Source organism: Ornithinibacillus bavariensis (assembly GCF_050433565.1).
Lineage (GTDB): Bacteria > Bacillota > Bacilli > Bacillales > Amphibacillaceae > Ornithinibacillus > Ornithinibacillus bavariensis.
Map to the genome: position 1 here is coordinate 350,361 of NZ_JBNPWZ010000003.1, position 23,037 is coordinate 373,397.

The following is a 23,037-nucleotide window of genomic DNA, read 5'->3' on the forward strand; positions in this document are numbered from 1 at the left end:
ATTACCAATTATCAACATAAGACCCGAGCTTCGAAAGTTATACATCACAAAAAAGGCCTGTCACAGCTTACAGCTCGTAACAGGCCTTTAGTTAGTATTTTTTATAGCTGATTTGGAGAAAGTGTTCCTTCATATGCTTTCTGGAACTTTTGTATATCTCCTGCCCCCATAAAAACTAACACACTATCATGATACTTACTTAATTCGGCAATATTCTCCAATTGAAGTACTTGACTATCTTGAATTAGTTTCTGAAGATCATAAATTGTTAATTGTCCACTTTCTTCTCTAGCAGAACCGAATATATCACAAAGATAAACTGCATCCGCACCCTTTAAACTATCAGCAAACTCCTGTAAAAATGTCTTTGTACGAGTAAAGGTGTGTGGCTGGAAGATAGCTACTACCTTCTTTTCTGGATATTTTTTACGTGCTGATTCAATGGTTGCATTAATCTCACGAGGATGGTGAGCATAATCATCAATTATAATTTGATCATTAACTTTCTTCTCGGTAAAGCGACGTTTAACACCTTTGAATGTACTAATATTCTTCATGTCTTCTGCTGATAATCCCTCGTAATGGCAAATAGCAATAACTGCTAAAGCATTCAATACATGATGATTTCCATACATCGGAATAGTAAAAGTATCGTAAAATGTGTTTCGAACAAACACATCAAATTCAGTTCCATGATCTGTTTCTCTAACATTCTGGGCTTGGAAATCATTGGTAGGTAAAAATCCATAATAGACAACAGGTACTTTTGTTTGTATTTGCTGCAGTTTTTCATCATCACCACAGGCAATAATACCTTTTTTCACGTTATCCGCCATGGATTGAAATGCATCAAACACATCATTAATACTAGAAAAATAATCTGGATGATCGAAATCAATATTCGTCATAATAGCATAGTCTGGTTCGTAAGCTAAAAAGTGTCTTCGATATTCACATGCTTCAAACACAAAGTAATTGCTATCTACATGCCCTTTCCCAGTACCGTCACCTATTAAATAGGAGATTGGAAAAACGGATTCTAATACATGTGCTAACAAGCCTGTTGTAGAGGTTTTTCCATGTGCTCCTGTCACTGCAATACTCTTATATTGTTTTAACCACTCACCTAAAAATTCATGGTATCGATAAAATGGTAAGCCAAGACGTTTTGCCTCTTGAATTTCCACATGTTCATCTGGGTATGCATTCCCTGCAATAATTGTTAAACCCTCTGTTATATTTTCTTTTGCGAATGAATATATCGGTATGTTTTTATTCTCTAGGGCCTCTTGTGTAAAAAATCTCTTTTCCACATCTGAGCCTTGTACTTGTTCACCAGAATCACGTAGAATCTGAGCAAGCGCGCTCATTCCTGTACCCTTTATACCAATAAAATGGTAAGTTGTCATATAAAAGAACCTCCAACTATATGTGTAAGAAGGTACATATGTACCTTCCTTTTGGCATCAGCACTTAGGCAGCCTCTAACTATCAATTGTTAATACAACAATCAATAAGTAATTATAACAAATCTTATCTTTCAATGAAATAGTCATTTAGTTGTGTCAATAATTATTCTATCATGCTGATTAGCATGGTATTCAACTTTTTCTAATCTTGGGTTTGGACGATAACGCCGTCCCTCTTTCGCCTCTGGAGAGCCGTTGAGTAATACATTATCACCAGTGAAGCCAATTCCCATTTTCAATAGGCTTCTCCCAACACCGTAAGTATTAACTGGTACTCCTAAAGATTCAAAATAACGAATTTTTTCCTCTGTGAAACCACCCGTAACAACAATTTCAACATGCTGAAAACCATTTTCATCAAGTGCCTTGCGAAGTGCAAAAACTAATTCTGGATTAACTCCACGTGGATCAAAGGAACCCATCAAATGATGATTTCTTAAGAAATATTTATCTACTAGCGTATTAGAAGTATCCAACCGGACACCTTTAAGCTTCTTACCAAATGCACGCGCTGCTTTTAACGAGTCAGTAATGACATCATTATTATAATCAACAAGTGCTACTAGCTCATCTTCTGGGAAAACCTCATGATATGCCTGAAGTGCCGCTACAATATCACCTTTAAACATTTGGATCATAGCATGTGGCATCGTTCCCATACCTTCTTTTCCCCACCACTCATTCATAGCGTGAGTTGCTTGAGCAGTAGAGCCACCAATAAATGCAGCATATCCATCTCCAGCTTGTGTCGTATAATGATCATCTCTGTCTCCCATGAAAATAACAGGTTTTTCTTTGCCAGACGATTTAGCCGCTTTTACTACATTATATACATTTGTAGCGACTGATGTTCTTCTTGCCAATATCCCATCAATAATACCCTCTAAATAACCAAATTGCTGATAGGAACCTGTAATAGTTAATACAGTTTCAAATGGACTTATTTTATCCCCATCCTTCAAGGAGTATATTTCCAAGGTTTCTGGATGATCAGCAAATGTATGGACTAAGGCAATAGCCTCATCAGTTCCACAGAGTACGGCATCATTCTTCTGAAAAAATTGCATTGTCACTTGATTGTTTGGAAGCTTCTTTTCAACAATTTCCTTTGTCTTAAGGAAATATACTGCTGAAAACCACCCTTCTTTAATTCTCTCATCAAATTTAAACGTTTTATTGGTTAATCGGTCAATTTCCCCATTAAGCTTTTGTTCTATCTCTTTCATTATTTTCTCCTTATGAATCAGATATTCCTTCTATATCATATAGCCAGGCTACTGTTTTAACAAGGTAAAAATCCTAAAGACCCATATCAAGAATTTCTTCTAACTCCGTTCTTGTAATCAAAACATCTCGTGGCTTACTGCCATTTTGACCGGAAATAATACCTTTATTTTCAAGTGTGTCCATTAATCTAGCTGCACGATTGTAGCCAATTTTAAAATGTCTTTGTAGAAGTGATGTACTTGCACTATCCTGTTCAAATACAAATTGGATGGCTTCTGGCAATAATTCATCCTCTTCTTCATCTGCTATAAATTGCTTTAATAATGTTTCTTGCTCGAATAAATAATTCGGTTCAGCAAGCGAAGAAACATAGCTTGTTATTCGTTCAATTTCCTCATCCGATACGAATGGTCCTTGTAAACGAACACTTTTTCCAGCACCATTTTCAACAAAAAGCATATCTCCTTTTCCTAATAGCTTTTCGGCGCCACCTGAATCAAGGATAGTTCGGGAATCTACCTGAGAAGATACACTAAAAGCTATTCTCGTCGGGATGTTTGCTTTAATCAGCCCAGTTAATACATCTACAGACGGACGCTGAGTCGCTAAAAGAAGATGAATTCCACAAGCTCTTGCCTTTTGGGCAATTCTGCTAATAGCATCCTCTACATCCTGTGGCGAAACCATCATAAGATCTGCGAGCTCGTCTATGACGATGACGATAAAGGGCATTTTTTCATGCATGCGGTTTTGCTTTATTACCTTTTGGTTATAGCGTTCTATATCACGTACACCCTCTTGAACAAAGCGCTCATAGCGGTCTTCCATTTCATTAACAGCCCATTTTAAAGCTGCTGTTGCCGCCTTTACATCTGTTATGACTGGAGAAACAAGGTGAGGAATCCCATTATACGGCGATAACTCTACCATTTTTGGATCTATTAATAAGAACTTAACATCCTCATAGCTAGCTTTATAGATTAAGCTTAACAAAATAGTATTGATACAAACACTTTTTCCAGATCCTGTAGCACCTGCAATTAAACCATGTGGCATCTTTTGAATATTTGTTACAATTGGGGCCCCCTCTATATTCAAGCCGAGTGCCACCGTTAACGGGGAGGAACTGGATTGAAATGTATCGGACCCAATTATCTCCTGTAGACTAACCATTTGCGAGGACGGATTTGGTACCTCGATACCTATTGTATTTTTACCAGGGATCGGAGCCTCAATTCGAATATCCTTTGCAGACATATTTAGCTTTAAATCATCACTTAAATTCTTTACTTTACTAACCTTCACTCCTAATTCTGGTTGTACCTCAAAACGAGTTACAGCGGGCCCTTGAGTAGCATTGACAACCTTTGCACGAACATGAAAATACTTTAACGTTTTCTCTAGTAATTGCTGCTGTTCAAGAATCCATTGGTCATTTTTATGGTTTTCCTGTTCTGAGTCATTTAAGAGATATAAAGGTATTTGTGCTTGTTCCCCTTTATCTGTACGATCATGTTGCCTCTCATCCGGAACAGTTTTCCTCGAATGATCAACATTTTGCGTTGTATCCACAGATTTAAAAAGTAATTTTTGTTTATCCTCTGGTGTCATTATGACATTATAAGGAGCTAGTCTAGATGAAGATGATTTCTTTACATCTAATGGTTCATTTATTTGCGTTTTCTCTTTTTCAGCTTCCCGTCTACCCCGAGTATTCTCTCGAGTACTATCAATTGGTTGACTATTGGTACTCTCATACTCATCTAAATAACCGTTTTTTTCTACTTGTACCTCTGGTCTATGTATTTCTTCATCTGCAGTATTTTCTTGAGTAATAGTAATTATTGGCGTCTTTTGCCCTTCCGTCCCAAGAGACACATCTTCAGAAGGGGAGTCTAACTGCTTACGCATGAATGCAGGTATTAAATCGACTTCTTTTTGTTGCTTACGGCTACGAAATCCATAAACCGGTGAAGGTACGTCTGTACGTTTAAACGGTTCCTTCTCTACTTTCGTTTCTTCTAGTTTATCGGATTGTATACTAGTTTCTTGTTTTTGATTTTCAACTTGTCGTTTACCCTTACGGAGATATGCAGGAGTATCCATATCCATTTTTGGCTGACTACCTGTCCGCTTTAAGCTAGAGATTTCTGGAATATGGTAAGAATCATTATTTGGATATTGATACGTCATTCTTGTCTTGATGTCTTGTACGGAATCTTGGAATTCTTGCTGTAAAAATTCTTGTTCGTCTTCCACTTCCACTTCCTTCCATATAAAGTTTTCAATTCGTTTCTTCCACTTATCCCACATCTTTTTCACTCTTTCTTTCCATAATCCAAACGTTACTCTATTATATCGTTTTATTGCCAAATATTGTTGATTAAAAAAGCAACCTAGTCCCAAAGAACATAGGCTGCTTTCTATTATACAGGAAAAGCCTCCCCAACAGTATAAGAATCGTCTAATACATAGATACCTTTTTCTTTCGGCGCATTCGGCATGCCTAGTTCCTTTTGTGAACAAATCATACCATTTGAAGGGACTCCTCTAAGTTCTGTTGGTTTAATACGAAGCCCACTAGGCATTGTAGCACCTATCTTTGCCACTACTACCTTTTGCCCCTTTTCGACATTTGGTGCACCACATACGATTTGTAATTTTTCCTCTCCGACATCTACTTGGCAAACACTTAATTTATCTGCATTTTCATGTTGCACTTTCTCCATCACGTATCCAACAACAAACTTAGGGCTTAAATCAAAGTCTAAATTATCCTCCAACTTCAGTTTTGCAAAAAGTTCCTTTAACGAAGCTAATAATTCAGGAGTGACTTTGATTTTATTTGAATCAGGTAGATTGAAGTAGGTTGATGCATTCTGAATATTATAGCCAAGCACCTTTTGATGTTTGTCCACAATTCTAGTTACATCGCCTATCGTTTCAATGCTTATATCATAACGATCGGTCGCATCTCCTAAAGGAATAATTAGTACATCCCCAATACCTTTTGAATTATAAAAAACGTCCACTATACTCACTCTTTCCTAATTATTTTTCGGGTCTATTTTTAGCAAGAATAAAAATCGGTGTTAATTTCTTATCCTCAAATATAAATGGTAACGAAGTAATTGGTATTCTTCCTTCGGTAAAAAACTGCATGGTCATTTGCGCTAAAATGTCATAGCCGGTTTTATTTTGAATATCAGCAATAATTAATACATCCTGATGCGGTGTGGCAACTGCTAAATCACCCTTACTATTCGCTTTCATCTCTTCTAATAATGCTTCATTTAAAATTCTGCTCGCATCGTATCCATCCTGCTTAGCAAAAAAGTAAAAATCATTATCTGCAACTGTATCAAGCTTATAGTCATTTTCAAGCGATCGTAGATTGAAGGATGCAATTTCGTCAATTCGGTTCTTCTCCCATCCTTCTTTTTCTAGCATAGAATAATCAATCAATCGATAGGATTTCCCTAAATCTAAAGCATAAAATATCCTTGTTTCTGCAGTATGATCCTTCCATACGAGCTCTAAACCAGCATTTGATTTCGTTGGAAATGAGGTAGAGCGTATGACAGGAAATATATTTTTTTCCTTTCCTTCAAGCTGATACGATTGATTCATAATTTTTAGTGACTCATCAATATGTTCTATTAATTCATCTATTGCTTCTTCACCACGAATACTGTATTTACTAATTATATTTGAAAGCTTAATGGTCACACCCTGTTTGGAGTTCTTCCATTCTACACGGAAGGTTCCATTTTCCCTATTATACTCCGTATGATAATCAGGGTGGATTAGCCTATCCTTTAAAAGCCTACTCATCGTAAGACTAGTCATTTTCATATAATACACCCGGTTATTTTATATTTTCTTCATAACAACCAGGTTGTCACCTCCTTATGGTTTAGGAAAACACAAAAACCTCATTTAAGACTATTTTCTTTATTCATCTTATTATACTAAATATCCATGTCAACCATTTTACTTTTCGTAAAAAAGAAAAAGCTAGCACAATGCTTATTGCTAGCGAGAGTCTTATCTTTACTTTACAATTGATAGGGCTATTTTCATAATTCTTTCGGCATCTTCAATAATTTCACTTTTTTCGGTATAGGTCGTCACCTTTACACCACCTACACCTACCTGCAATTCATAATCTTTTTTTTCCGGAAGAATACGAATATAACCAAACTTTTCTTCATCCTTAAAGGACTCCAACAAAATTGCTTCCTTATTTTGAGCTGCATTGAAGTTTAAATCACTCTTTTTCGTTTCCAGTGGATTATAAAAAACAATAAACATTTGATCACCGTGCTGAAGTACAGCATTATTCGCATCGGCTTCTGTCGCTTCCATATCCTTAGGCAAGTAGAAAGAAAAGTATGAACCCTGAAAATTCTCTTCTGGGATATCTTCATTACTAAAAATAGTTTGGGCCGCTTCCCCGGCTTCCTTTATAACCCTGTCCTCTGATTGATAGTTAACTGTACTCAATACAAAAATAAAAAGTACTAACAAGGCAGTTACAATATAAGTAGTCTTTGTCATCTTCACTTATCCCCCTACTTTTAGCCTACTCCATATTTTATATTACTATTATTTCGAGATATTTCAAGCATTCCTACCAAATAACTTCCCATTTCCCCATTCATTCGTTACTATTAATATAAATGAATAGTAGTGAAAAATGGAGGGAAGTATGATGGAGTTTATCGTTTATTTAGCGGGTCAAATTCATGATAATTGGCGTGAGGAAGTAAAGAAAAAAGCACAGGAACGTCAGCTGCCATTAAAGCTTGTAGGTCCTCAAACAAACCATGATCGTTCTGATAATATTGGGGAAGAGATTCTAGGAAAACAACCTGGCAGTTATTACAAGGATGATGCTGCTTCTGATATAAATAATTTTAGAACGCAAGTATTGATGGAAAAGGCAGATATCGTCATCGCACTTTTTGGTGAACAATATAAACAATGGAATACAGCGATGGATACAAGTGTTGCGATTACGATGAATAAACCAACCATTATTATTCGCCCGAAGAGTCTCATACACCCACTAAAAGAACTTTCGAATAAAGCAAATGTTACCGTAGAAACGATTGATCAAGCATTAGATGTTATCGGTTATATTTTTGAATAATTTTTCATTTTAATAAATAATAGGGTTAGTCTAGCAACTTTTAGCTAGCGACTAACCCTATTTGTAAGACTACTTATCCTTCCAGAAATCCCATTGTCCTTTTAGTAAAACCACAACCTGGGAGAACATATCCATGCGATTCAATAACCCATTAGTGAAAATTCCGATTGCACCCTCTTTTTTAGATACACCTTTCTTATGAGCATATTCATCCATAATAATTCCCAGCTCGACACCTTTTTTAAGTTCGATTTCAATATCTCTTGGTAATACAACTCGCGCACCACTAGCTACAAATACTTCTCCAGTTGGCGTTACAAGCGCTCCCCAATTACATAAATATAATTCATCCCTAACATACATGACACCGCCTTCAAGTCCTATGCCAACACTTCCAGACCTTGAATTAGCACATTGCTTTGCACGGTTTATTGCCCCTTCCATTGTCTCCTCATCGGAAAAAGGCTGAGCAGATACGAGTGATGGAACCTCTATGCCTTTTACGTCAGCATCTTCGAATATTGCTTGTACAGCATTAACTTTAGTTGGATTTTTTGAGCCTACAATTATGTTCATGGCAATTATCTCCTTCTGAAAATGGGTGAATAACGAGATTAAAAAACAGCTGCTCCCAAGGGCAGCTGTTTTATTAGATTATTGTTTACGTATCATGTCAACCGCATTCTGATCAGTTGCTTTAACAAGCTTAATTAATAGCTCTTTAGCAGCTGCATAATCATCAACATGAATAATTGATGCAGATGTGTGAATGTAGCGTGAGCAAATTCCAATAACTGCAGATGGTACACCATTTCCAGAAAGATGTACACTACCTGCATCTGTTCCACCTTGTGAAATAAAATATTGATAAGGAATATTATTAGACTCTGCAGTATCTAATACAAATTCTCGCATTCCTCGGTGTGTAATCATAGACCGATCGTATATACGTAATAATGCACCTTTCCCTAAATGACCAAATTCACTATCACTACCTGTCATATCATTTGCTGGTGATGCATCTAATGCATAATATATATCTGGATTTATTAAATTTGCTGCAATTTTTGCACCGCGGAGACCAACCTCTTCTTGTACGGTTGCCCCAGAGTATAATTGGTTAGGAAGTACCTCGTTCTGTAGTTCTTTTAATAATTCTATCGCAAGACCACAGCCATAACGATTATCCCATGCTTTTGCTAAAATCTTTTTAGGATTTGCCATTGGTGTAAATGGACAGATTGGAACAATGGATTGGCCTGGCTTAATTCCAATTTTTTCAGCATCTGCTTTATTATCGGCACCAATATCAATTAACATATTTTTAATGTCCATTGGTTTCTTACGTTGTTCCTCTGTCAAATTATGTGGAGGAATAGAGCTAATAACCCCAATCACAGGACCATTATCTGTCATAATCTGTACTCGTTGTGCTAGTAGTACTTGGTTCCACCAGCCACCAAGCGTCTGAAAGCGAATTAATCCTTGCTTTGTTATTTGAGTGACCATAAATCCTACTTCATCCATGTGACCAGCCACCATTACCCGTGGACCTGTACCATGTTTTACCCCATATACACCACCAAGATTATCATGAATAACTTCGTCAGAGTACTTCTCTAATTGTGATTTCATAAAAGCTCGGACTGGATGTTCATTCCCAGGCGCGCCTTGTAATTCTGTTAGCGTTTTAAATAATTCTAACGTTTCTTGATTCATAGGTACCCCTCCATTAAATATGTATCATACCATTTTAGTATAACGAATGCCTATCCTTGTTTCCATTAAGAACGCTTAATATATTTTTAATTTTAAGGCTTTTACGTTATACTTACTACCATACACTTAGGGAATAATAGTAATGAAAACCAATCTACACATGAGGTGATAGGTAATGAGTTGGAAAAAGACAGTTTTAGCTGCAGGCTTAGGCTATGCAGCAGGGTATGTTACAAAGCAACAGCTAAACCGAAATCAAAAAACAACACCAGAAAAAGCATTAGTAAAAGTGAAAGAAACCTTTAAAAAACTCGGACCAATCAGTGGCTCTTGGATTTATATGAAACCAGAGACCATTGAAAAAAACGGATTACAATACACTGCTTATCATGGTGGTGTAACACGAAATATAGACGGGCAAAATAAACAGTATGAATTTTATGCAGATGCAACTACTGGTACTGTCATTGATGTGATAGAATCCATCTAAATAGTCAAACAATGGGTCTGTGCACTAAAAAACTTTCTTAGCACAGACCCATTTTCTCATTTTAATATTCATATCTTTCTCTTCTAACAACATCTTCTTGCTCACCAAATTTATTAAATTTTATCGCACGAAAATAAGCATCATGATAAAATGTAAACCATGCATTTCTTTGATAGCCGAAGTCCATCCATTTTTCTTTTTGATGTACGGAAGTAACCGGATAATCATCATAGGCCATTGCCCATAATTTATTTTGATGTGCATTTGTAGCCATTAAATCCGCCATATGTATGAACATCTCACCACTATCCTCAAAAACGATAATAGCATGGCCGTCACTATGTCCTCCAGAATGAATCATTCTTAAGCCTGGTAATAGTTCAATCTCTTGCTGAAAGGTCTTTACTTGATGTTCAACTGGTTTCCAATTTTCTTCCCAATACGTATTAATGGACCTAATATTTGGATTGCACATTTCTGCCCATTCTATATCCGTCGTGAATATATCTGCGTTTCTAAATACCGATGCATAGCCGCCTTCATCTGTCCTACTCGTAAGCCCACAGGCATGATCAAAATGGAGATGTGTCATTAATACGATATCTATATCATCTGTCGATAAATCTAATTCGCTAAGGGATGACTCCACAGACGATTCCTCTAACACACCAAAATTTCGCAGCTGCTTTTCTGTTAGTTTGTGATTGCCGATTCCTGTATCGATTAGCAAATTTTTTCCATCGATTTGAAATAACAAAGGATCTGTTCTTAATTCAATTTGGTTTTTATCATTGCAAGGATATTTTTTTCCCCATAATGGCTTTGGTACAACGCCAAACATGGCTCCCCCATCTAGGAAATTGACCCCACCATTTAACCAGGTAATCCTTCCCCTTCCTATTTGTAATGATTCCATTATATACTCCCCTTTCTTTCCTACTAAGAGTTTATCAAACAGTATATCAAAATGAAAACGTTAACAAATGATACGAATAAGAAAGGCGTTCGGAAGCTTTTAATGAGCGAACACCCTTCTTATATTTAGAACATATGATAAAAATCCGATTATTTCTTGAATGCTGCCTTACAACGATAGATTTGCTGACCTTTTGCGGAGAATTTTTCCTCATATTCTGTCATAATATTTTCAGGATCGTTTAATTGATGTAAATCAAGACTTACTTCTTTTAGAACCATACCGTAATTGGAGAAGCTAACTAATGAATACTCAAATAAGCCTCGATTATCGGTTTTAAAAACTAATTCACCGGATGGATTTAATACATCTTCGTATCGTTTTAAGAAGGCATGAAATGTAAGTCTTCTTTTTTCATGACGATTTTTCGGCCATGGATCAGAAAAATTTAAATAAATGGCAGCAATCTCATTACTCCCGAATATATCCATTACGTTTTCTGCATTCTCGTTTATGAGACGAATGTTACTCTGACCTGATTCAGTGACCTTTTGTGCTGCAGTAACTATTACACTCTTTGCCAATTCAATCCCGATAAAATTAATGTCAGGATACTGCTTAGCCATCCCAGTAATAAATTGACCTTTTCCGGTTCCTATTTCTACGTGGACTGGATTAGAATTACCAAATAGCTCTTGCCACTTATTTTTATACTCACTTGGGTTGGGAATTACTAAATTAGTATGTTCTAGTAAATACGTATCTGCCCAAGGTTTATTTCGTTGTCGCAACAGAGCTGCACCTCTTTCTATTTGATACTTATACATAAATTTAGTGAAATATCGAATACTAGTCGATGAGGTGAAAAAAGATGACATTAAATGTAAATCATCAACTAGAATTACTTACAGATTTGTTAGACGAGCATCAATCAGAATGCTGTGCACAAATTTCAGAATATCAACAAATAAAACGCTTAGTTAAATCAATAATGGCAAATAATAGCATCACCAATGAACAGATTCAACAACTCTTACCTGAAATATACAATTACGGTAGGCAAGGTGAAAGTGTACAGAATCACGAAGAACATATTCTTTCTAATAAAGACAATATAAATAATTGGATTAGTGCAATCGAGCAATCGAATTTACAGTAATTTCATTTGCATGTTCAGATCTTGAAGCTTTTCCAGCCTCTCCTCAAATTTATCTTTTTCATCCCGTTCAAAATGAAAGGATAAAAATGCTAAGGAATCAGCAATCAAGTACCAATACATTCGAATAATAAATTGTCTATTTAATGTGATACCATATCTTTTCAACCAATTATTCCAATTTTCTTTTGGTATATATGAGTTTAAAATCATACCATAATCGGCAATTGGATCAGCAATCATGGTTTGATCCCAATCAATTAAATATAATTCATCTGTATCTGTTAATAATAGATTGTGATGGTTGATGTCGCCATGACATACAGTTAATCGTTGTTGCCGAGTAACATCTAAATGTTTATATAAATTATCGATTCCTTCTCTAATTTCAATAGAGAAACCCTCAAGCTGGTTGGTCAACAATCGTTGGCGAATGGTTTGAAAATGATCCTCAGCTGTTTTTGGCTTTTTACCTAAACGTAACAGCATGGAGAAAAGCTCTGCTGAATGATGGATTTTATGAATAAGATCAGCGACTCTATTGTGTTGCATTTCAGCTGGTCTTAATTCTCTTCCCGGAAGCCATTTTTGAGCAGTTACAACATCACCATTATCCAGTCGTTTCGTCCACACTAGCTTCGGTACGAAGCCCCCCGCAGATAATACTGCTAAAAATGGCGATGAATTTCTCTTTAGAAAAAGTTGCTTTGAACCTTTCCTTGCTACAAATGCCTCTCCTGTTAATCCACCTGCTGGCATGATATCCCATTCTTTATCTAATACTTTGCCTATCCAATCCATCCAACCATTCCTTAAACAACTAATTTATCTATAACTAAATCTAGCTTATTTAAAAACAGACATGATTATAGATTAACGAATTCTATCATTATTTTCAAGATACCTGTCTAAAATTTAGCCTTGGAAATACATGTTAATAATTTGATAGTTTACTAGATATTTGTCCCTAAAACTTGAATTTCCCGACTGTTCTTCAATAATGTGCATGTGTTACATTTACTTGTTTGTCCGTCTACCTGATAAAAAATTAGATTAGTAGAGGAAATACTAACCTTCTCAGCCTCTATAACCGTAACTTCTTTAAAAGAGGTGTGCTTACCTGTAAAAACCGTTAAAAATAAACCTAGAATCTTCCATTTCGATATATCTTGAATAATAAGAACCGGCATTCGTTGTGGTTGAATTTTAGCTGTTGGAATTATTTTCATACCACCACCATAATATGGATGATTAGCAATGGTTACCATCCAACATTTCTTAATAACTTGTCTAGTTCCATCGACTTCAATTTCGATTTCAAACGGTTTAAATTTAAATAAAACTAAAATAAGTGCAATAACATAAGTAATCTTACCGATATGAAATCGATTTAATAATTTTTTATATACCGATTGATTCGCATGTTCTGCAATTTCAGCATCAAAGCCAAATCCAATACTATTCACAAAGTGGCGCTTTTCGCCATTCTCTAATAAATAATCACCTATCCAATAAGGAGTAACATCAGAATCCTCAACAATCCTTCGTAACATTTGCTTTGGTGTCCCTCTAACCTTACATCCACGTCCAAAATCATTTCCAGAGCCTCCAGGAATATAGCCTATTGGAATTCTACTATTCCCTATTCCATTTACTACCTCATGAATCGTCCCATCTCCACCAACCACGATAATTGTTTTTATATTTGTATGAGCTTGGAGAACGAGTTGCCTTGCGATTTTCTCTGCATGTCCCTGAAAAGCTGTTATATATACTTTAGAATCCAATCGTTTAAAAAAATCCGTTTTACTAAGTCGACGATAGATTTTCTCGCCACGACCATTGCCAGCTACAGGGTTTACAATAAATACGTACATACTATTCTTCTCCATTTTCAAATACAAAACCCTGTGTTTCTTCCTCTTCCCACTCTGGGCGTCTTACATAGATGGACTGACAATGCTTTAGAAGAGCTTCAGCAGCTTTTATTTGAATGCCTTTCAACGGGGAGGCTAATGAACGCTTTTCTTTAAACCAAACATCATAATCTTGCTTTCCTATAATTCTAGTAAGATATGGTTCTGATATATAGTTAATAATATTTGTTCTTGATAGAACAACTTTTTGTATCGGAATTTTAACATCATATTTACTCAGTATTCCCTGAATCAATTTCTCTGTACGCTTTAAAGCGAATAAAGGGCTTAAGCGCTTTGTTTGTCGATTACCATGCTCCAAAACCCAGCTACGTTCATCTGAAGCCATTATAATCGTATCCGGTTTCTCCTCTAGCAAATAAATTATTTCAATTCCAATTGGACTAATAAAGATAATTTCACTTTCTATAGGCGCATTACGAATCTCAAAAATAGGGTAATACATAACAAGATATGTGTCTGGAAAACGCTGCAAAAAATACTTAAGTGTCGGATCAGTATGATATTTGCTGTCCATAAATGATACATTTGATACCGTTGAGGTTGCCCACTTCACTTGGAATTGAAATAGCTGATCTAAGAAATGCAATTTAAGTTCGTCTTCTGTACTAGGAAGTCTTTCTTCCGTTATATCAGAAGTTTGCAGGAAATCTTCCGGCTGTTTTTTTCTCAATAATCCCTTCCACCTGGATTGCTTCGGCATCTCTTCTTCTCGAGTCGTGGCAATGGGCTCCTGATTACGCCATAGATAATGAAGCTTATTCCAATTATCTTGTTTAAGACGAATAAATTGACTAGGGTAGCGATACATATCCCACTCATATCGGGATACATAATTTTGCATCTTGATTAATTGTGCCATCTACACACCTCCTGCTATAGCTTATATAATTCTACCACTTCATATTTTGGCCGCTTAGACGGGAAGATCTGGTATAACACGAAGGAATCTACATTCATCGGGAATGTTAGCTCCTGATAATGTTCCTTAATTTCTTTTAATTTTTCTGGGCCAACATCATTCCCATTCCATTTTTTTGCTAATGTTATATGTGGAGTATATGGTCTAGTTTCTTTTGGAAAACCAATAGAAGTAACAGCATCTTCAATTTGTTTAAATAAGATTTCTAATGGCTCTGTCTTTTCGACACCAGCCCATAACACCCTAGGGCTATTATGTCTTCCAAACGTACCAATTCCACCAACTGATATTGAAAATTGGTTTTGCTTAGAAATAGTTCGAAGTACTTCTTGAAGTTGTATAATCCTTTCCTCTTCAACTGCTCCTAGAAATTTCAACGTTATATGTAAATCTTCTTTCCATGGCCATTGCTTATAAGATACAAACGTTTTAAGTTCTTCCTGCCATCTAGCAAATTCTTCTTTTACGTTAGCAGCAACTGGGATTGCAATAAAATAATGGGGTGTATTCATTTTACTTCCCTCACAATTATTTGATTGATTGACAATAGGAAAGCTCCTCCGCATTCAGTTCACGATACTCACCTAAGGCTAAAGTTTTATCAAGTACTAAATCCCCCATACTAAGACGTTTTAAATATATAACCTTCTTGTCTATAGCCTCAAACATTCGTTTCACTTGATGGAATTTACCTTCTGTTATGCTTACCTCTATTTCAGAGATGTCTCCTCCCGAAAGGACGTTTAATACTGCGGGCTTTGTTTGGTAACCATCCTCTAATTGTACACCTTTCGAAAATTTAGCTACATCCTCTTTGGTTACCCTCCCCAGAATCTTAGCATAATATGTTTTTATTACCTCCTTTTTTGGTGAAAGCAATTGATGTGCTAATTGACCATCATTCGTTAAAAGAAGTAAACCCTCAGTATCCTTATCTAGGCGTCCTACAGGAAATGGGTTATAATGCTTGTATTTAGAAGGTAATAAATCTATTACAGTTTGGTCAAATTTATCCTCCGTAGCTGAAATCACGCCTGGAGGTTTATTCATCATTAAGTAAATATATGGTTTATATTCAACTATTTCACCATCAAGAAGTACGGTGTCATGAATGGGATTGATGTTTAATCCACTGTCCTTTACCACTTGATCATTTACGAGAACACGTTTACTTTTTATCAATTGTTTAACATCTTTACGCGAGCCAAGTCCCATATTCGCTAGTAGTTTATCTAATCTCATCATGACACCTCATTAACGAAATATTTTCCCAAGTTTCCTTACCCGTTCTCCAAATATCCGCTCTAAGAAAGTGGACTTGTAGGCAAACCATAAATAAGCATATCCACCACAAATAACTCCCACTATTAAAACAAGCATTAATCCCCATCGTGAATCTTCATAGGAGAAAATAAATCCGATTATTAGTTTTATACTAACCACTACCAAGCTCATAATAAGGACAAATATTCCAACTAATATCGTTCGCTTAAAAATTTGTCTGAATGAAAAATTGATAGCACGATTAATTCGTATTAAATTAAGTGCAACAGCGACACCACCCGCAATTGCGGTTGCAAAGATAGATCCTTTGGCGCCAAACATATGGATTAATTGCATATTAAAGATAATTTTAATTAATAAAGCGACAGTTAAATTTATTACAGCATGATTTTGTTGATTTATCCCTTGAAGGATAGCCGCGGTAACACTAATTAAAGCAAAAATTATTCCAACTGGTGCATACCATCCAAGAAGTGATCCTGTGAAATCTAATTTTTCAATTCCACCATATAAAGTTCCATAGGCTTCCTTCGATAACAAGGTTAAGCCAATAGACGCAGGAACAACTAATGCAATAATAATTTGTATGGATTGGTTAATTTGATGATTCAATTGAGAAGTCGCTTTAGCTGTAAAGGAGTTAGTGATCGCAGGCATAATAGCTAATGACAACCCTGTCGCAAGTGTAACAGGAATAATTACTAACTTATGCCCCAATACATTAATAACAGCTAATGCGGTTTCAGATATCTCCGCTTGCCCAATTGCATCCATCGCCCTGTTGAATGTAAAATTATCTACTAACTGGAACAATGGTATTGCAATAGCAACGATTACAAATGGTCCTGCATACATAAATAGCTCTCGTAATAGTTCCTTTTTCGGAACATCATGAACATATTTTTGTTGTGCAATTTTTTGATCCAGAAAATGTTTTCGTTTCTTCCAATATGTCAGGAGTACAATATAAGATCCAATTGCCCCAATAAAAGCTGCAAATGTTGCAAATCCAACCGCTAAAGACATCGTTCCCTTAAAAACATACATGATTAAAAATGTAGTAATTAATAAAAAGACAATGCGAACAACCTGCTCAATTACCTGTGATACAGCGGTAGGACCCATGGATTGATTCCCCTGAAAGAATCCTCTAAAAATACTCATCGAAGGGGTAATAATTAATGCAAAACTAATCATCCGAATTACCATTGTTACATCTTCTACTGTATTATCAAACTTATCGGTTGTAATAATTTGCTTTGCTATGAATTCTGCACTAAAAAACAAAGCTAAAAACGTAAGGATACCTGTTACTGCCATAATGGACATTCCAGTTTTAAACATCCTCACGCCAGTATAATAGTCCTCTAAAGAATTATATTTTGACACAAATTTAGATACAGCAGCAGGAATCCCTACAGTTGCTACTGAAATTAATATACCATATGGTGCATAGGCATAGTTGTACAAGGCCGCTCCTTGTTCACCTACCATAGCATTAAAAGGAATAACATAGATCATTCCTAAAAATTTGGATAAGAAAGAGGCTGCTGTTAGTAAAAACGCACCTCTAATCATGGTTGATTTCGACATTTTTTCACCCGCATCTACAATATAAAATAATACACATTAAGCCTATTTTATCACACAACAAGAGGTATGGATAACTTGAGATAACACAAATATAGTATTCGACAATAATCACTATTTTTTGACTAAAAATTGTGGAGAACAAGCTGAAATGATAAAATAGTTTGGAAGGGAATGAGTGTGCTTGAACTATGATGTAATAGTGATTGGTGGAGGACCATCTGGATTAATGGCAGCTATTGCTGCAGCAGAACATGGTGCAAAAACACTACTACTAGAAAAAGGAAATAAATTAGGTAAGAAATTAGCCATATCAGGAGGTGGACGTTGCAATGTGACTAATCGTCTTCCACAAGAAGAGGTTATCAAGCATATACCTGGTAATGGCCGCTTTCTTTACAGTGCTTTTTCAGTGTTTAATAATTATGACATTATTGATTTTTTTGAAGGACTTGGTGTTGCTCTGAAGGAAGAAGACCATGGAAGAATGTTCCCTGTTTCAAATTCAGCAAAAACAGTCGTAAATGCATTAATCCATAAATTAGAAGAGCTACAAGTACAAATATATTTAAATACACCAGTAGAGGCCGTACATTACGGGGAACATAATCATACAGTTATTCTTAAAGACGGTAAAAAAATTGATACTAGATCAGTTGTGATAGCAGTAGGTGGAAAAGCAGTACCTTATACTGGTTCAACTGGAGATGGATACGCGTGGGCAAAAAAAGCTGGACATACTATAACAGAACTTTACCCAACAGAGGTTGCCCTAACGTCACCAAATCCTTTTATCAAACAAAAAATACTTCAAGGTTTATCGTTAAGAGATATTTCTCTTTCCGTGTTAAATGTAAAAAACAAAATAATAATTTCGCATAAAATGGATATGATTTTTACCCATTTTGGAATATCAGGTCCAGCTGTTCTACGGTGCTCCCAATTTGTTGTGAAGGAACTTATGAAAGGAAGAAATTCGGTAACCATGCTATTAGATGTGTTACCAGATAGTCATGAAGAAGAATTAATACAAGAAATCAGTAAATGGGTTAAAGAAAATCCTAAAAAGACCGTTAAAAACATCTTGAAAGGAGTAGTACCCGAACGGTTTTTGGATTTTATTCTAGCTAAAAATAATGTCCAAGATGATCAAAAGGGTGCTAATTTATCAAAAGAAGGCTTAAGGTCAATTGTACATGACTTTAAACAATTTACTTTCAATGTAGATGGATCACTTCCATTAGAAAAAGCATTTGTAACTGGAGGAGGTGTTTCCATAAAAGAAATCGTTCCTCACACCATGCAGTCTAAAATGATGGATCGACTATTTTTTTGTGGAGAAATATTAGACATACATGGATATACAGGTGGTTATAATATCACCTCTGCATTAGTTACAGGGAGACTCGCTGGAATGAATGCAGCATTTGACACTTCCTCAACTGGTATTTGATTCCTCTTATCATTTCGGTTTTTTGAGACATTCTAATAAATGTACGGGGACAACAAAAAGCCAAATAGAAAGGGTTGGTTTCGAGTGCAAAAGAAAGGTATATGGTTACCAATTATTGCATCCGTTGGAGTTGGAGCAGCAACTTATTATACGATGGCGAAAAACAACCAAAATTTTGGCCAGACTATTGCTAAGATGATTCCATTTGTATCCGGAATGGGTGGCAATGGAGGAAACTCTCAAAAACTTGGCACATTTGGAATGTCCTAGTTTAAAAAAACATTATGGGTGATAAGTCCCATAAGTTTAAATCTATAACTGATTGACTGGAGTGAGTTTAGTATTCAACTGGACTCATCCCAGTCTTTTTTCCTTTTGATCGCGCATGATTATACAAAAGATATACTTTTAAAATTGTCTTGTTAGCTCTAGCTTTACTAATTCTTCCCTTCAATGGTCAAGACTGCAGTAATAACCTCACCAGACATTCCTGCATGTAGCCTCTACTGAACTCACCTTACTTTAACCTTTGCCAATACAAACCTGTATTGGTCAAATAAGAAGTTAAGAAATCATATATTTAATTTGTTTTTTACGAATCAACCTTTACAAAACGATAGCCGACACCCCAAACGGTTTCAATAAATTTTGGCTTAGCAGGGTCTGGTTCTATTTTCTCCCTTATCTTCCGAATATGGACCGTCACAGTTGTTAAATCCCCCATTGAATCAAAACCCCATATACGCTCAAATAAGTGCTCCTTACTAAACACTCTATTGGGATTTGTCGCCAAAAATACCAGCAAATCAAATTCCTTTGCGGTGAAGGTTCTCTCTTCACCATTTAAAAAAACCTGTCTTGCGTTTTGATTAATAGACAATTCTCTTATGTGAATATCGCTTGGTTCCATATGACGATTTACTAGACGTTCGTATCTGGATAAATGGGCTTTAACCCTTGCAACCAATTCATTAGGATTAAATGGCTTAACAATATAATCATCTGCTCCACGATCAAAACCCCGTATTTTATCTATATCCTCCTTTCTAGCTGTAATCATTAAAATAGGAATATCCATTATTTTTCTTAGTTGTTTGCATAGTTCAAATCCATCAATACCCGGGAGCATGAGGTCCAATAAAATTAGATTATAAGAATTTGTTTCTGCCTTTTTAAGCCCTTCCTCACCTGTTGTGGCAATATCACTGGCAAATCCGTTAACTTCAAGGTAGTCCCTTTCTAGCTCTGCAATACTTAATTCGTCTTCGATAATCAAGATTCTTTGCATTATAACACCTTCTTTAGTGTGAAATTAATACTTGTACCTTCACCTAATCTGCTATCGGCATAAATAGTTCCACCATGTTCACTAATAATTTTCTTTACTATTGATAATCCAAGTCCACTGCCACCAGTTCCCGTGTTTCGCGATGAATCTGTCCGATAAAAACTATTAAAAATAAATGGGATATCTTCTTTGGCGATTCCACTTCCATTATCTTTTATTTTCACGACTACATGATCCAATTCGGATTTTAAGTGGACTTCAATTTGTTGACATTCTTTATCCATATATTTAAAGCTGTTTTGAATAATATTTGTTACTACTCGCTTAATTTGCTCGCGATCTGCCTTCACAATATAGGATTCTCCCCCATCGGCAAAAAGGGCGGCACTCCCCTGGTCTTTTTCAATAATAAGCTTTAGCTCGTCAATAAAGTCATTGAAGAAGGAATAAAGATCAACATCCTCAAACTTGAATGGAATCCGTTCCAAGTCTAGTTTAGAGTATAAAAAAAGTTCGTCAATTAATCCATCCATATCATTTGCCTTATTATAAATAGTTTCGAGGTACCTTTCCATTTTTTCTGGAGTATTTGCCACCCCATCCTGAATACCTTTCACATAACCTTTTATTGATGTTAACGGCGTTTTCAAATCATGGGAGATACTAGCAATGAGTTCCTTACGATCTTTTTCATATTGTAATTGTTTAGCTTTCGCATCTTTCAAATCCAAACGCATTCTTTCAAAAGTATTAGAAAGGGCACCAAGTTCGTCCTTTTTATCCGATGCAACACTAAAATCCAAATCTCCTTCACTAATTTTCCTTGTCGCATTGGATAACTTTTTTATCGGTTTAATAATACTTTTTGATACAAAATAAGTTAGTAGCCCATTTGTTATAATTAAAATGATTAACAAACCAATAAATCGAAGGCCAATAAATAAATCAAGTTCTCTACCGTGAGGATTTCCTTTGAAAACAATAAATAATAAGTAGCCCAGCAATATTTCAAAGATAAAGACGGAAATAACTGGAATAATAATCATACCTATATTGGATAAGATTAATTTTTTCTTGATTAACAATATAACCACCTGCTTACCTGATCAATTCGTTCCATGGCATAACTTAGCCCGAACATAAGAATATACTCATATATTTTAAAACCCGGTTATAGTCATTATATAAAATAAGCTGTCGTTTTACGACAGCCTTTGATTGAAGTACTTTATGATTTTTAACTACCTTCCGTTTTGTAAGTTAATCGAGACTGGATGGTGTTAGTTTATGAACGTCTACTTTAATTTCATAGGATGTAATTACTTTAAAAATGCTCTACTTTTTATAGACTTGCATTTTCTCAAGGCCCTCTCGAGTTCTTTCCACATTTATATCGCATGATACTAGAAATTGATCTACTAGTTTTTTGCGGTGAACCCTTTTGTGTAATTTTATAATATTAGGATATCACTACTCGGATTTGTCGCCTACAAAAATCCAAAAGTGATTTCTAGTAAATTTCTAGTTTGCATTAACCTTTAGTAAGACACCGGCAATTAAGCCTGTTATTAAACCCCATATAGCGTTTGTAACCAAGACACTGACAATCGCAAATGGATTAGTTAAAGGGCCTTGTAAGTGACCCGTAAGAATAGGTGATAAAATACCACTAATAATGATTGCCAATATACCGTAACCAATCCCTACAAAAACTAATGTTAATATAGGTTGGGAATCCTGTTTTATATAAACTGCTATTATCCAAACAATTGAAATGATTATAGTTGCAGTGATGCTTACGACTGGTTTTCCAATGGCATCTGATATTCCTAAAATACTCATAAGTGGTCTAATAAGTGCAAAAATGGATAGTACTGCAATAAAACCCCAATTCAAGGTTTTATACGCGCTATTGTTCGACATTTTATCTACTTCCTTCCTCGTTTAAACTTTACTACTATTACGATAAACGTAATACCTTATTAAAACATTAAACATTTATTAATGATTTCTTAAATTTATTTAGGTTGATAAACTTCTTCACTGTGTTTAGCAAAAAAAACCCCGAAAGTTAGCTATTTTCACTCTAACCTTCGGGGTCGGTATCAGATAGATGCTTTTTTAATTTATCTTGATTCTAGGATTAGAAATATACCATTCCACATTTGGAGATACTTCCATCGAACACAAGCATGCTTTTACGAAAAAAACATTCGACGCATCTATTATTTTGGGCATACGAATACCATTAACTAAATCCATATAGTTTTATCTACTAAACACAAATAAAACCAAGAGATGATATACATCTCTTGGTTTTTAATTTTGCCTGGCAACGTCCTACTCTCGCAGGGGCAATGCCCCAACTACCATCGGCGCTGAGAAGCTTAACTTCTGTGTTCGGTATGGGAACAGGTGTGACCTTCTCGCC

At 35.6% G+C, this 23,037-nt stretch carries 24 protein-coding genes and 1 rRNA gene; 5 read left to right on the forward strand and 20 right to left on the reverse strand.

Going from position 1 to position 23,037, the window contains the following annotated elements; all coding sequences use genetic code 11:
* Positions 1–101: 101 nt before the first annotated feature.
* The 6 genes from murC to HNR27_RS08695 form a co-directional block, all read right to left on the reverse strand.
* Complete coding sequence (gene murC / locus HNR27_RS08670) at positions 102–1,409, reverse strand: UDP-N-acetylmuramate--L-alanine ligase (RefSeq protein ID WP_212922284.1); 1,308 nt, start codon at positions 1,407–1,409, stop codon at positions 102–104.
* Between the two features lie 143 nt (positions 1,410–1,552).
* Positions 1,553–2,695, reverse strand: a complete 1,143-nt coding sequence (locus tag HNR27_RS08675) for a nicotinate phosphoribosyltransferase (protein WP_212922283.1) — start codon at positions 2,693–2,695, stop codon at positions 1,553–1,555.
* A gap of 73 nt (positions 2,696–2,768) precedes the next feature.
* On the reverse strand, positions 2,769–5,009 hold the full coding sequence (locus HNR27_RS08680; RefSeq protein WP_429339504.1) for a DNA translocase FtsK: 2,241 nt from the start codon (positions 5,007–5,009) through the stop codon (positions 2,769–2,771).
* A gap of 113 nt (positions 5,010–5,122) precedes the next feature.
* Complete coding sequence (gene ytpR, locus HNR27_RS08685; RefSeq protein WP_212922282.1) at positions 5,123–5,728, reverse strand: YtpR family tRNA-binding protein; 606 nt, start codon at positions 5,726–5,728, stop codon at positions 5,123–5,125.
* Between the two features lie 19 nt (positions 5,729–5,747).
* A complete protein-coding gene (locus HNR27_RS08690) occupies positions 5,748–6,551 on the reverse strand; it encodes a DUF1444 domain-containing protein (protein ID WP_212922281.1) in 804 nt (267 codons plus the stop codon).
* 198 nt (positions 6,552–6,749) lie between these two features.
* Positions 6,750–7,256: a hypothetical protein gene (locus HNR27_RS08695; RefSeq protein WP_429339482.1), complete on the reverse strand. Its 507-nt coding sequence runs from the start codon at positions 7,254–7,256 to the stop codon at positions 6,750–6,752.
* 154 nt (positions 7,257–7,410) lie between these two features.
* On the opposite strand from HNR27_RS08695, the gene HNR27_RS08700 reads away from it, so the two are divergent.
* Positions 7,411–7,851 carry a YtoQ family protein gene (locus HNR27_RS08700; protein WP_212922310.1) on the forward strand — a complete coding sequence of 147 codons (441 nt, stop codon included), beginning with the start codon at positions 7,411–7,413 and terminating at the stop codon, positions 7,849–7,851.
* Positions 7,852–7,920: 69 nt separating this feature from the next.
* Here HNR27_RS08700 and HNR27_RS08705 read toward each other — a convergent pair whose 3' ends face one another.
* The gene (locus HNR27_RS08705; RefSeq protein WP_429339483.1) at positions 7,921–8,427 is read right to left on the reverse strand and encodes a DUF84 family protein; all 507 of its coding nucleotides are present in this window, start codon (positions 8,425–8,427) and stop codon (positions 7,921–7,923) included.
* Between the two features lie 78 nt (positions 8,428–8,505).
* The gene (locus HNR27_RS08710; RefSeq protein WP_429339484.1) at positions 8,506–9,570 is read right to left on the reverse strand and encodes a M42 family metallopeptidase; all 1,065 of its coding nucleotides are present in this window, start codon (positions 9,568–9,570) and stop codon (positions 8,506–8,508) included.
* Between the two features lie 175 nt (positions 9,571–9,745).
* Here HNR27_RS08710 and HNR27_RS08715 point away from each other — a divergent pair, with 175 nt between their 5' ends.
* Complete coding sequence (locus tag HNR27_RS08715; protein WP_212922277.1) at positions 9,746–10,060, forward strand: PepSY domain-containing protein; 315 nt, start codon at positions 9,746–9,748, stop codon at positions 10,058–10,060.
* A gap of 61 nt (positions 10,061–10,121) precedes the next feature.
* Here HNR27_RS08715 and HNR27_RS08720 read toward each other — a convergent pair whose 3' ends face one another.
* Both HNR27_RS08720 and trmB read right to left on the reverse strand, forming a co-directional pair.
* Positions 10,122–10,976, reverse strand: a complete 855-nt coding sequence (locus tag HNR27_RS08720; protein WP_429339485.1) for a YtnP family quorum-quenching lactonase — start codon at positions 10,974–10,976, stop codon at positions 10,122–10,124.
* A 149-nt stretch (positions 10,977–11,125) separates the two neighbouring features.
* Positions 11,126–11,767: a tRNA (guanosine(46)-N7)-methyltransferase TrmB gene (trmB, locus tag HNR27_RS08725; protein WP_429339486.1), complete on the reverse strand. Its 642-nt coding sequence runs from the start codon at positions 11,765–11,767 to the stop codon at positions 11,126–11,128.
* 80 nt (positions 11,768–11,847) lie between these two features.
* Here trmB and HNR27_RS08730 point away from each other — a divergent pair, with 80 nt between their 5' ends.
* Positions 11,848–12,135 carry a YtzH-like family protein gene (locus HNR27_RS08730; protein WP_212922274.1) on the forward strand — a complete coding sequence of 96 codons (288 nt, stop codon included), beginning with the start codon at positions 11,848–11,850 and terminating at the stop codon, positions 12,133–12,135.
* Here HNR27_RS08730 and HNR27_RS08735 read toward each other — a convergent pair.
* The 6 genes from HNR27_RS08735 to HNR27_RS08760 all read right to left on the reverse strand — a co-directional run bounded on the left by HNR27_RS08735 (position 12,127) and on the right by HNR27_RS08760 (position 17,868).
* Positions 12,127–12,933, reverse strand: coding sequence for a phosphotransferase (locus HNR27_RS08735; protein WP_429339487.1), 807 nt, complete (start codon positions 12,931–12,933; stop codon positions 12,127–12,129). The genes HNR27_RS08730 and HNR27_RS08735 overlap by 9 nt on opposite strands.
* Before the next feature lie 152 nt (positions 12,934–13,085).
* Positions 13,086–14,009 (reverse strand): diacylglycerol/lipid kinase family protein, encoded by a 924-nt coding sequence (locus HNR27_RS08740; protein WP_429339488.1) that lies wholly within the window; start codon positions 14,007–14,009, stop codon positions 13,086–13,088.
* Position 14,010: 1 nt separating this feature from the next.
* Positions 14,011–14,931, reverse strand: a complete 921-nt coding sequence (locus tag HNR27_RS08745) for an NERD domain-containing protein (RefSeq protein ID WP_429339489.1) — start codon at positions 14,929–14,931, stop codon at positions 14,011–14,013.
* Positions 14,932–14,945: 14 nt separating this feature from the next.
* Complete coding sequence (gene thpR / locus HNR27_RS08750) at positions 14,946–15,503, reverse strand: RNA 2',3'-cyclic phosphodiesterase (protein WP_429339490.1); 558 nt, start codon at positions 15,501–15,503, stop codon at positions 14,946–14,948.
* 16 nt (positions 15,504–15,519) lie between these two features.
* Positions 15,520–16,233 (reverse strand): pseudouridine synthase, encoded by a 714-nt coding sequence (locus tag HNR27_RS08755; protein WP_429339505.1) that lies wholly within the window; start codon positions 16,231–16,233, stop codon positions 15,520–15,522.
* A 12-nt stretch (positions 16,234–16,245) separates the two neighbouring features.
* On the reverse strand, positions 16,246–17,868 hold the full coding sequence (locus tag HNR27_RS08760; RefSeq protein ID WP_429339491.1) for a putative polysaccharide biosynthesis protein: 1,623 nt from the start codon (positions 17,866–17,868) through the stop codon (positions 16,246–16,248).
* 181 nt (positions 17,869–18,049) lie between these two features.
* On the opposite strand from HNR27_RS08760, the gene HNR27_RS08765 reads away from it, so the two are divergent.
* The gene (locus HNR27_RS08765) at positions 18,050–19,318 is read left to right on the forward strand and encodes a BaiN/RdsA family NAD(P)/FAD-dependent oxidoreductase (RefSeq protein ID WP_429339492.1); all 1,269 of its coding nucleotides are present in this window, start codon (positions 18,050–18,052) and stop codon (positions 19,316–19,318) included.
* 84 nt (positions 19,319–19,402) lie between these two features.
* Positions 19,403–19,588, forward strand: a complete 186-nt coding sequence (locus tag HNR27_RS08770) for a hypothetical protein (RefSeq protein ID WP_212922308.1) — start codon at positions 19,403–19,405, stop codon at positions 19,586–19,588.
* Between the two features lie 322 nt (positions 19,589–19,910).
* On the opposite strand, the gene HNR27_RS08775 is transcribed toward HNR27_RS08770, so the two are convergent.
* The 4 genes from HNR27_RS08775 to rrf all read right to left on the reverse strand — a co-directional run.
* Entirely contained in the window at positions 19,911–20,606 is a 696-nt protein-coding gene (locus HNR27_RS08775; protein WP_429339493.1) for a response regulator transcription factor, read from the reverse strand.
* Positions 20,606–21,691 carry a sensor histidine kinase gene (locus HNR27_RS08780; protein WP_429339494.1) on the reverse strand — a complete coding sequence of 362 codons (1,086 nt, stop codon included), beginning with the start codon at positions 21,689–21,691 and terminating at the stop codon, positions 20,606–20,608. Before HNR27_RS08780 ends, HNR27_RS08775 begins: the two co-directional genes overlap by 1 nt.
* Before the next feature lie 436 nt (positions 21,692–22,127).
* On the reverse strand, positions 22,128–22,529 hold the full coding sequence (locus HNR27_RS08785) for a hypothetical protein (RefSeq protein ID WP_429339495.1): 402 nt from the start codon (positions 22,527–22,529) through the stop codon (positions 22,128–22,130).
* A gap of 404 nt (positions 22,530–22,933) precedes the next feature.
* Positions 22,934–23,037, reverse strand: a 5S ribosomal RNA gene (rrf, locus tag HNR27_RS08790); the annotation flags it as partial.

Coding starts and splice junctions, on each gene's coding strand:
- HNR27_RS08710 (WP_429339484.1), bottom strand. CDS start 9,570: ATGAATCAAGAAACGTTAGAATTATTTAAAACGCTAACAGAATTACAA.
- HNR27_RS08735 (WP_429339487.1), bottom strand. CDS start 12,933: ATGGATTGGATAGGCAAAGTATTAGATAAAGAATGGGATATCATGCCA.
- HNR27_RS08720 (WP_429339485.1), bottom strand. CDS start 10,976: ATGGAATCATTACAAATAGGAAGGGGAAGGATTACCTGGTTAAATGGT.
- HNR27_RS08740 (WP_429339488.1), bottom strand. CDS start 14,009: ATGTACGTATTTATTGTAAACCCTGTAGCTGGCAATGGTCGTGGCGAG.
- HNR27_RS08715 (WP_212922277.1), top strand. CDS start 9,746: ATGAGTTGGAAAAAGACAGTTTTAGCTGCAGGCTTAGGCTATGCAGCA.
- HNR27_RS08730 (WP_212922274.1), top strand. CDS start 11,848: ATGACATTAAATGTAAATCATCAACTAGAATTACTTACAGATTTGTTA.
- HNR27_RS08700 (WP_212922310.1), top strand. CDS start 7,411: ATGGAGTTTATCGTTTATTTAGCGGGTCAAATTCATGATAATTGGCGT.
- HNR27_RS08690 (WP_212922281.1), bottom strand. CDS start 6,551: ATGAAAATGACTAGTCTTACGATGAGTAGGCTTTTAAAGGATAGGCTA.
- HNR27_RS08705 (WP_429339483.1), bottom strand. CDS start 8,427: ATGAACATAATTGTAGGCTCAAAAAATCCAACTAAAGTTAATGCTGTA.
- HNR27_RS08755 (WP_429339505.1), bottom strand. CDS start 16,233: ATGAGATTAGATAAACTACTAGCGAATATGGGACTTGGCTCGCGTAAA.
- HNR27_RS08745 (WP_429339489.1), bottom strand. CDS start 14,931: ATGGCACAATTAATCAAGATGCAAAATTATGTATCCCGATATGAGTGG.
- murC (WP_212922284.1), bottom strand. CDS start 1,409: ATGACAACTTACCATTTTATTGGTATAAAGGGTACAGGAATGAGCGCG.
- HNR27_RS08760 (WP_429339491.1), bottom strand. CDS start 17,868: ATGTCGAAATCAACCATGATTAGAGGTGCGTTTTTACTAACAGCAGCC.
- HNR27_RS08680 (WP_429339504.1), bottom strand. CDS start 5,009: ATGTGGGATAAGTGGAAGAAACGAATTGAAAACTTTATATGGAAGGAA.
- thpR (WP_429339490.1), bottom strand. CDS start 15,503: ATGAATACACCCCATTATTTTATTGCAATCCCAGTTGCTGCTAACGTA.
- HNR27_RS08775 (WP_429339493.1), bottom strand. CDS start 20,606: ATGCAAAGAATCTTGATTATCGAAGACGAATTAAGTATTGCAGAGCTA.
- HNR27_RS08675 (WP_212922283.1), bottom strand. CDS start 2,695: ATGAAAGAGATAGAACAAAAGCTTAATGGGGAAATTGACCGATTAACC.
- HNR27_RS08785 (WP_429339495.1), bottom strand. CDS start 22,529: ATGTCGAACAATAGCGCGTATAAAACCTTGAATTGGGGTTTTATTGCA.
- HNR27_RS08695 (WP_429339482.1), bottom strand. CDS start 7,256: ATGACAAAGACTACTTATATTGTAACTGCCTTGTTAGTACTTTTTATT.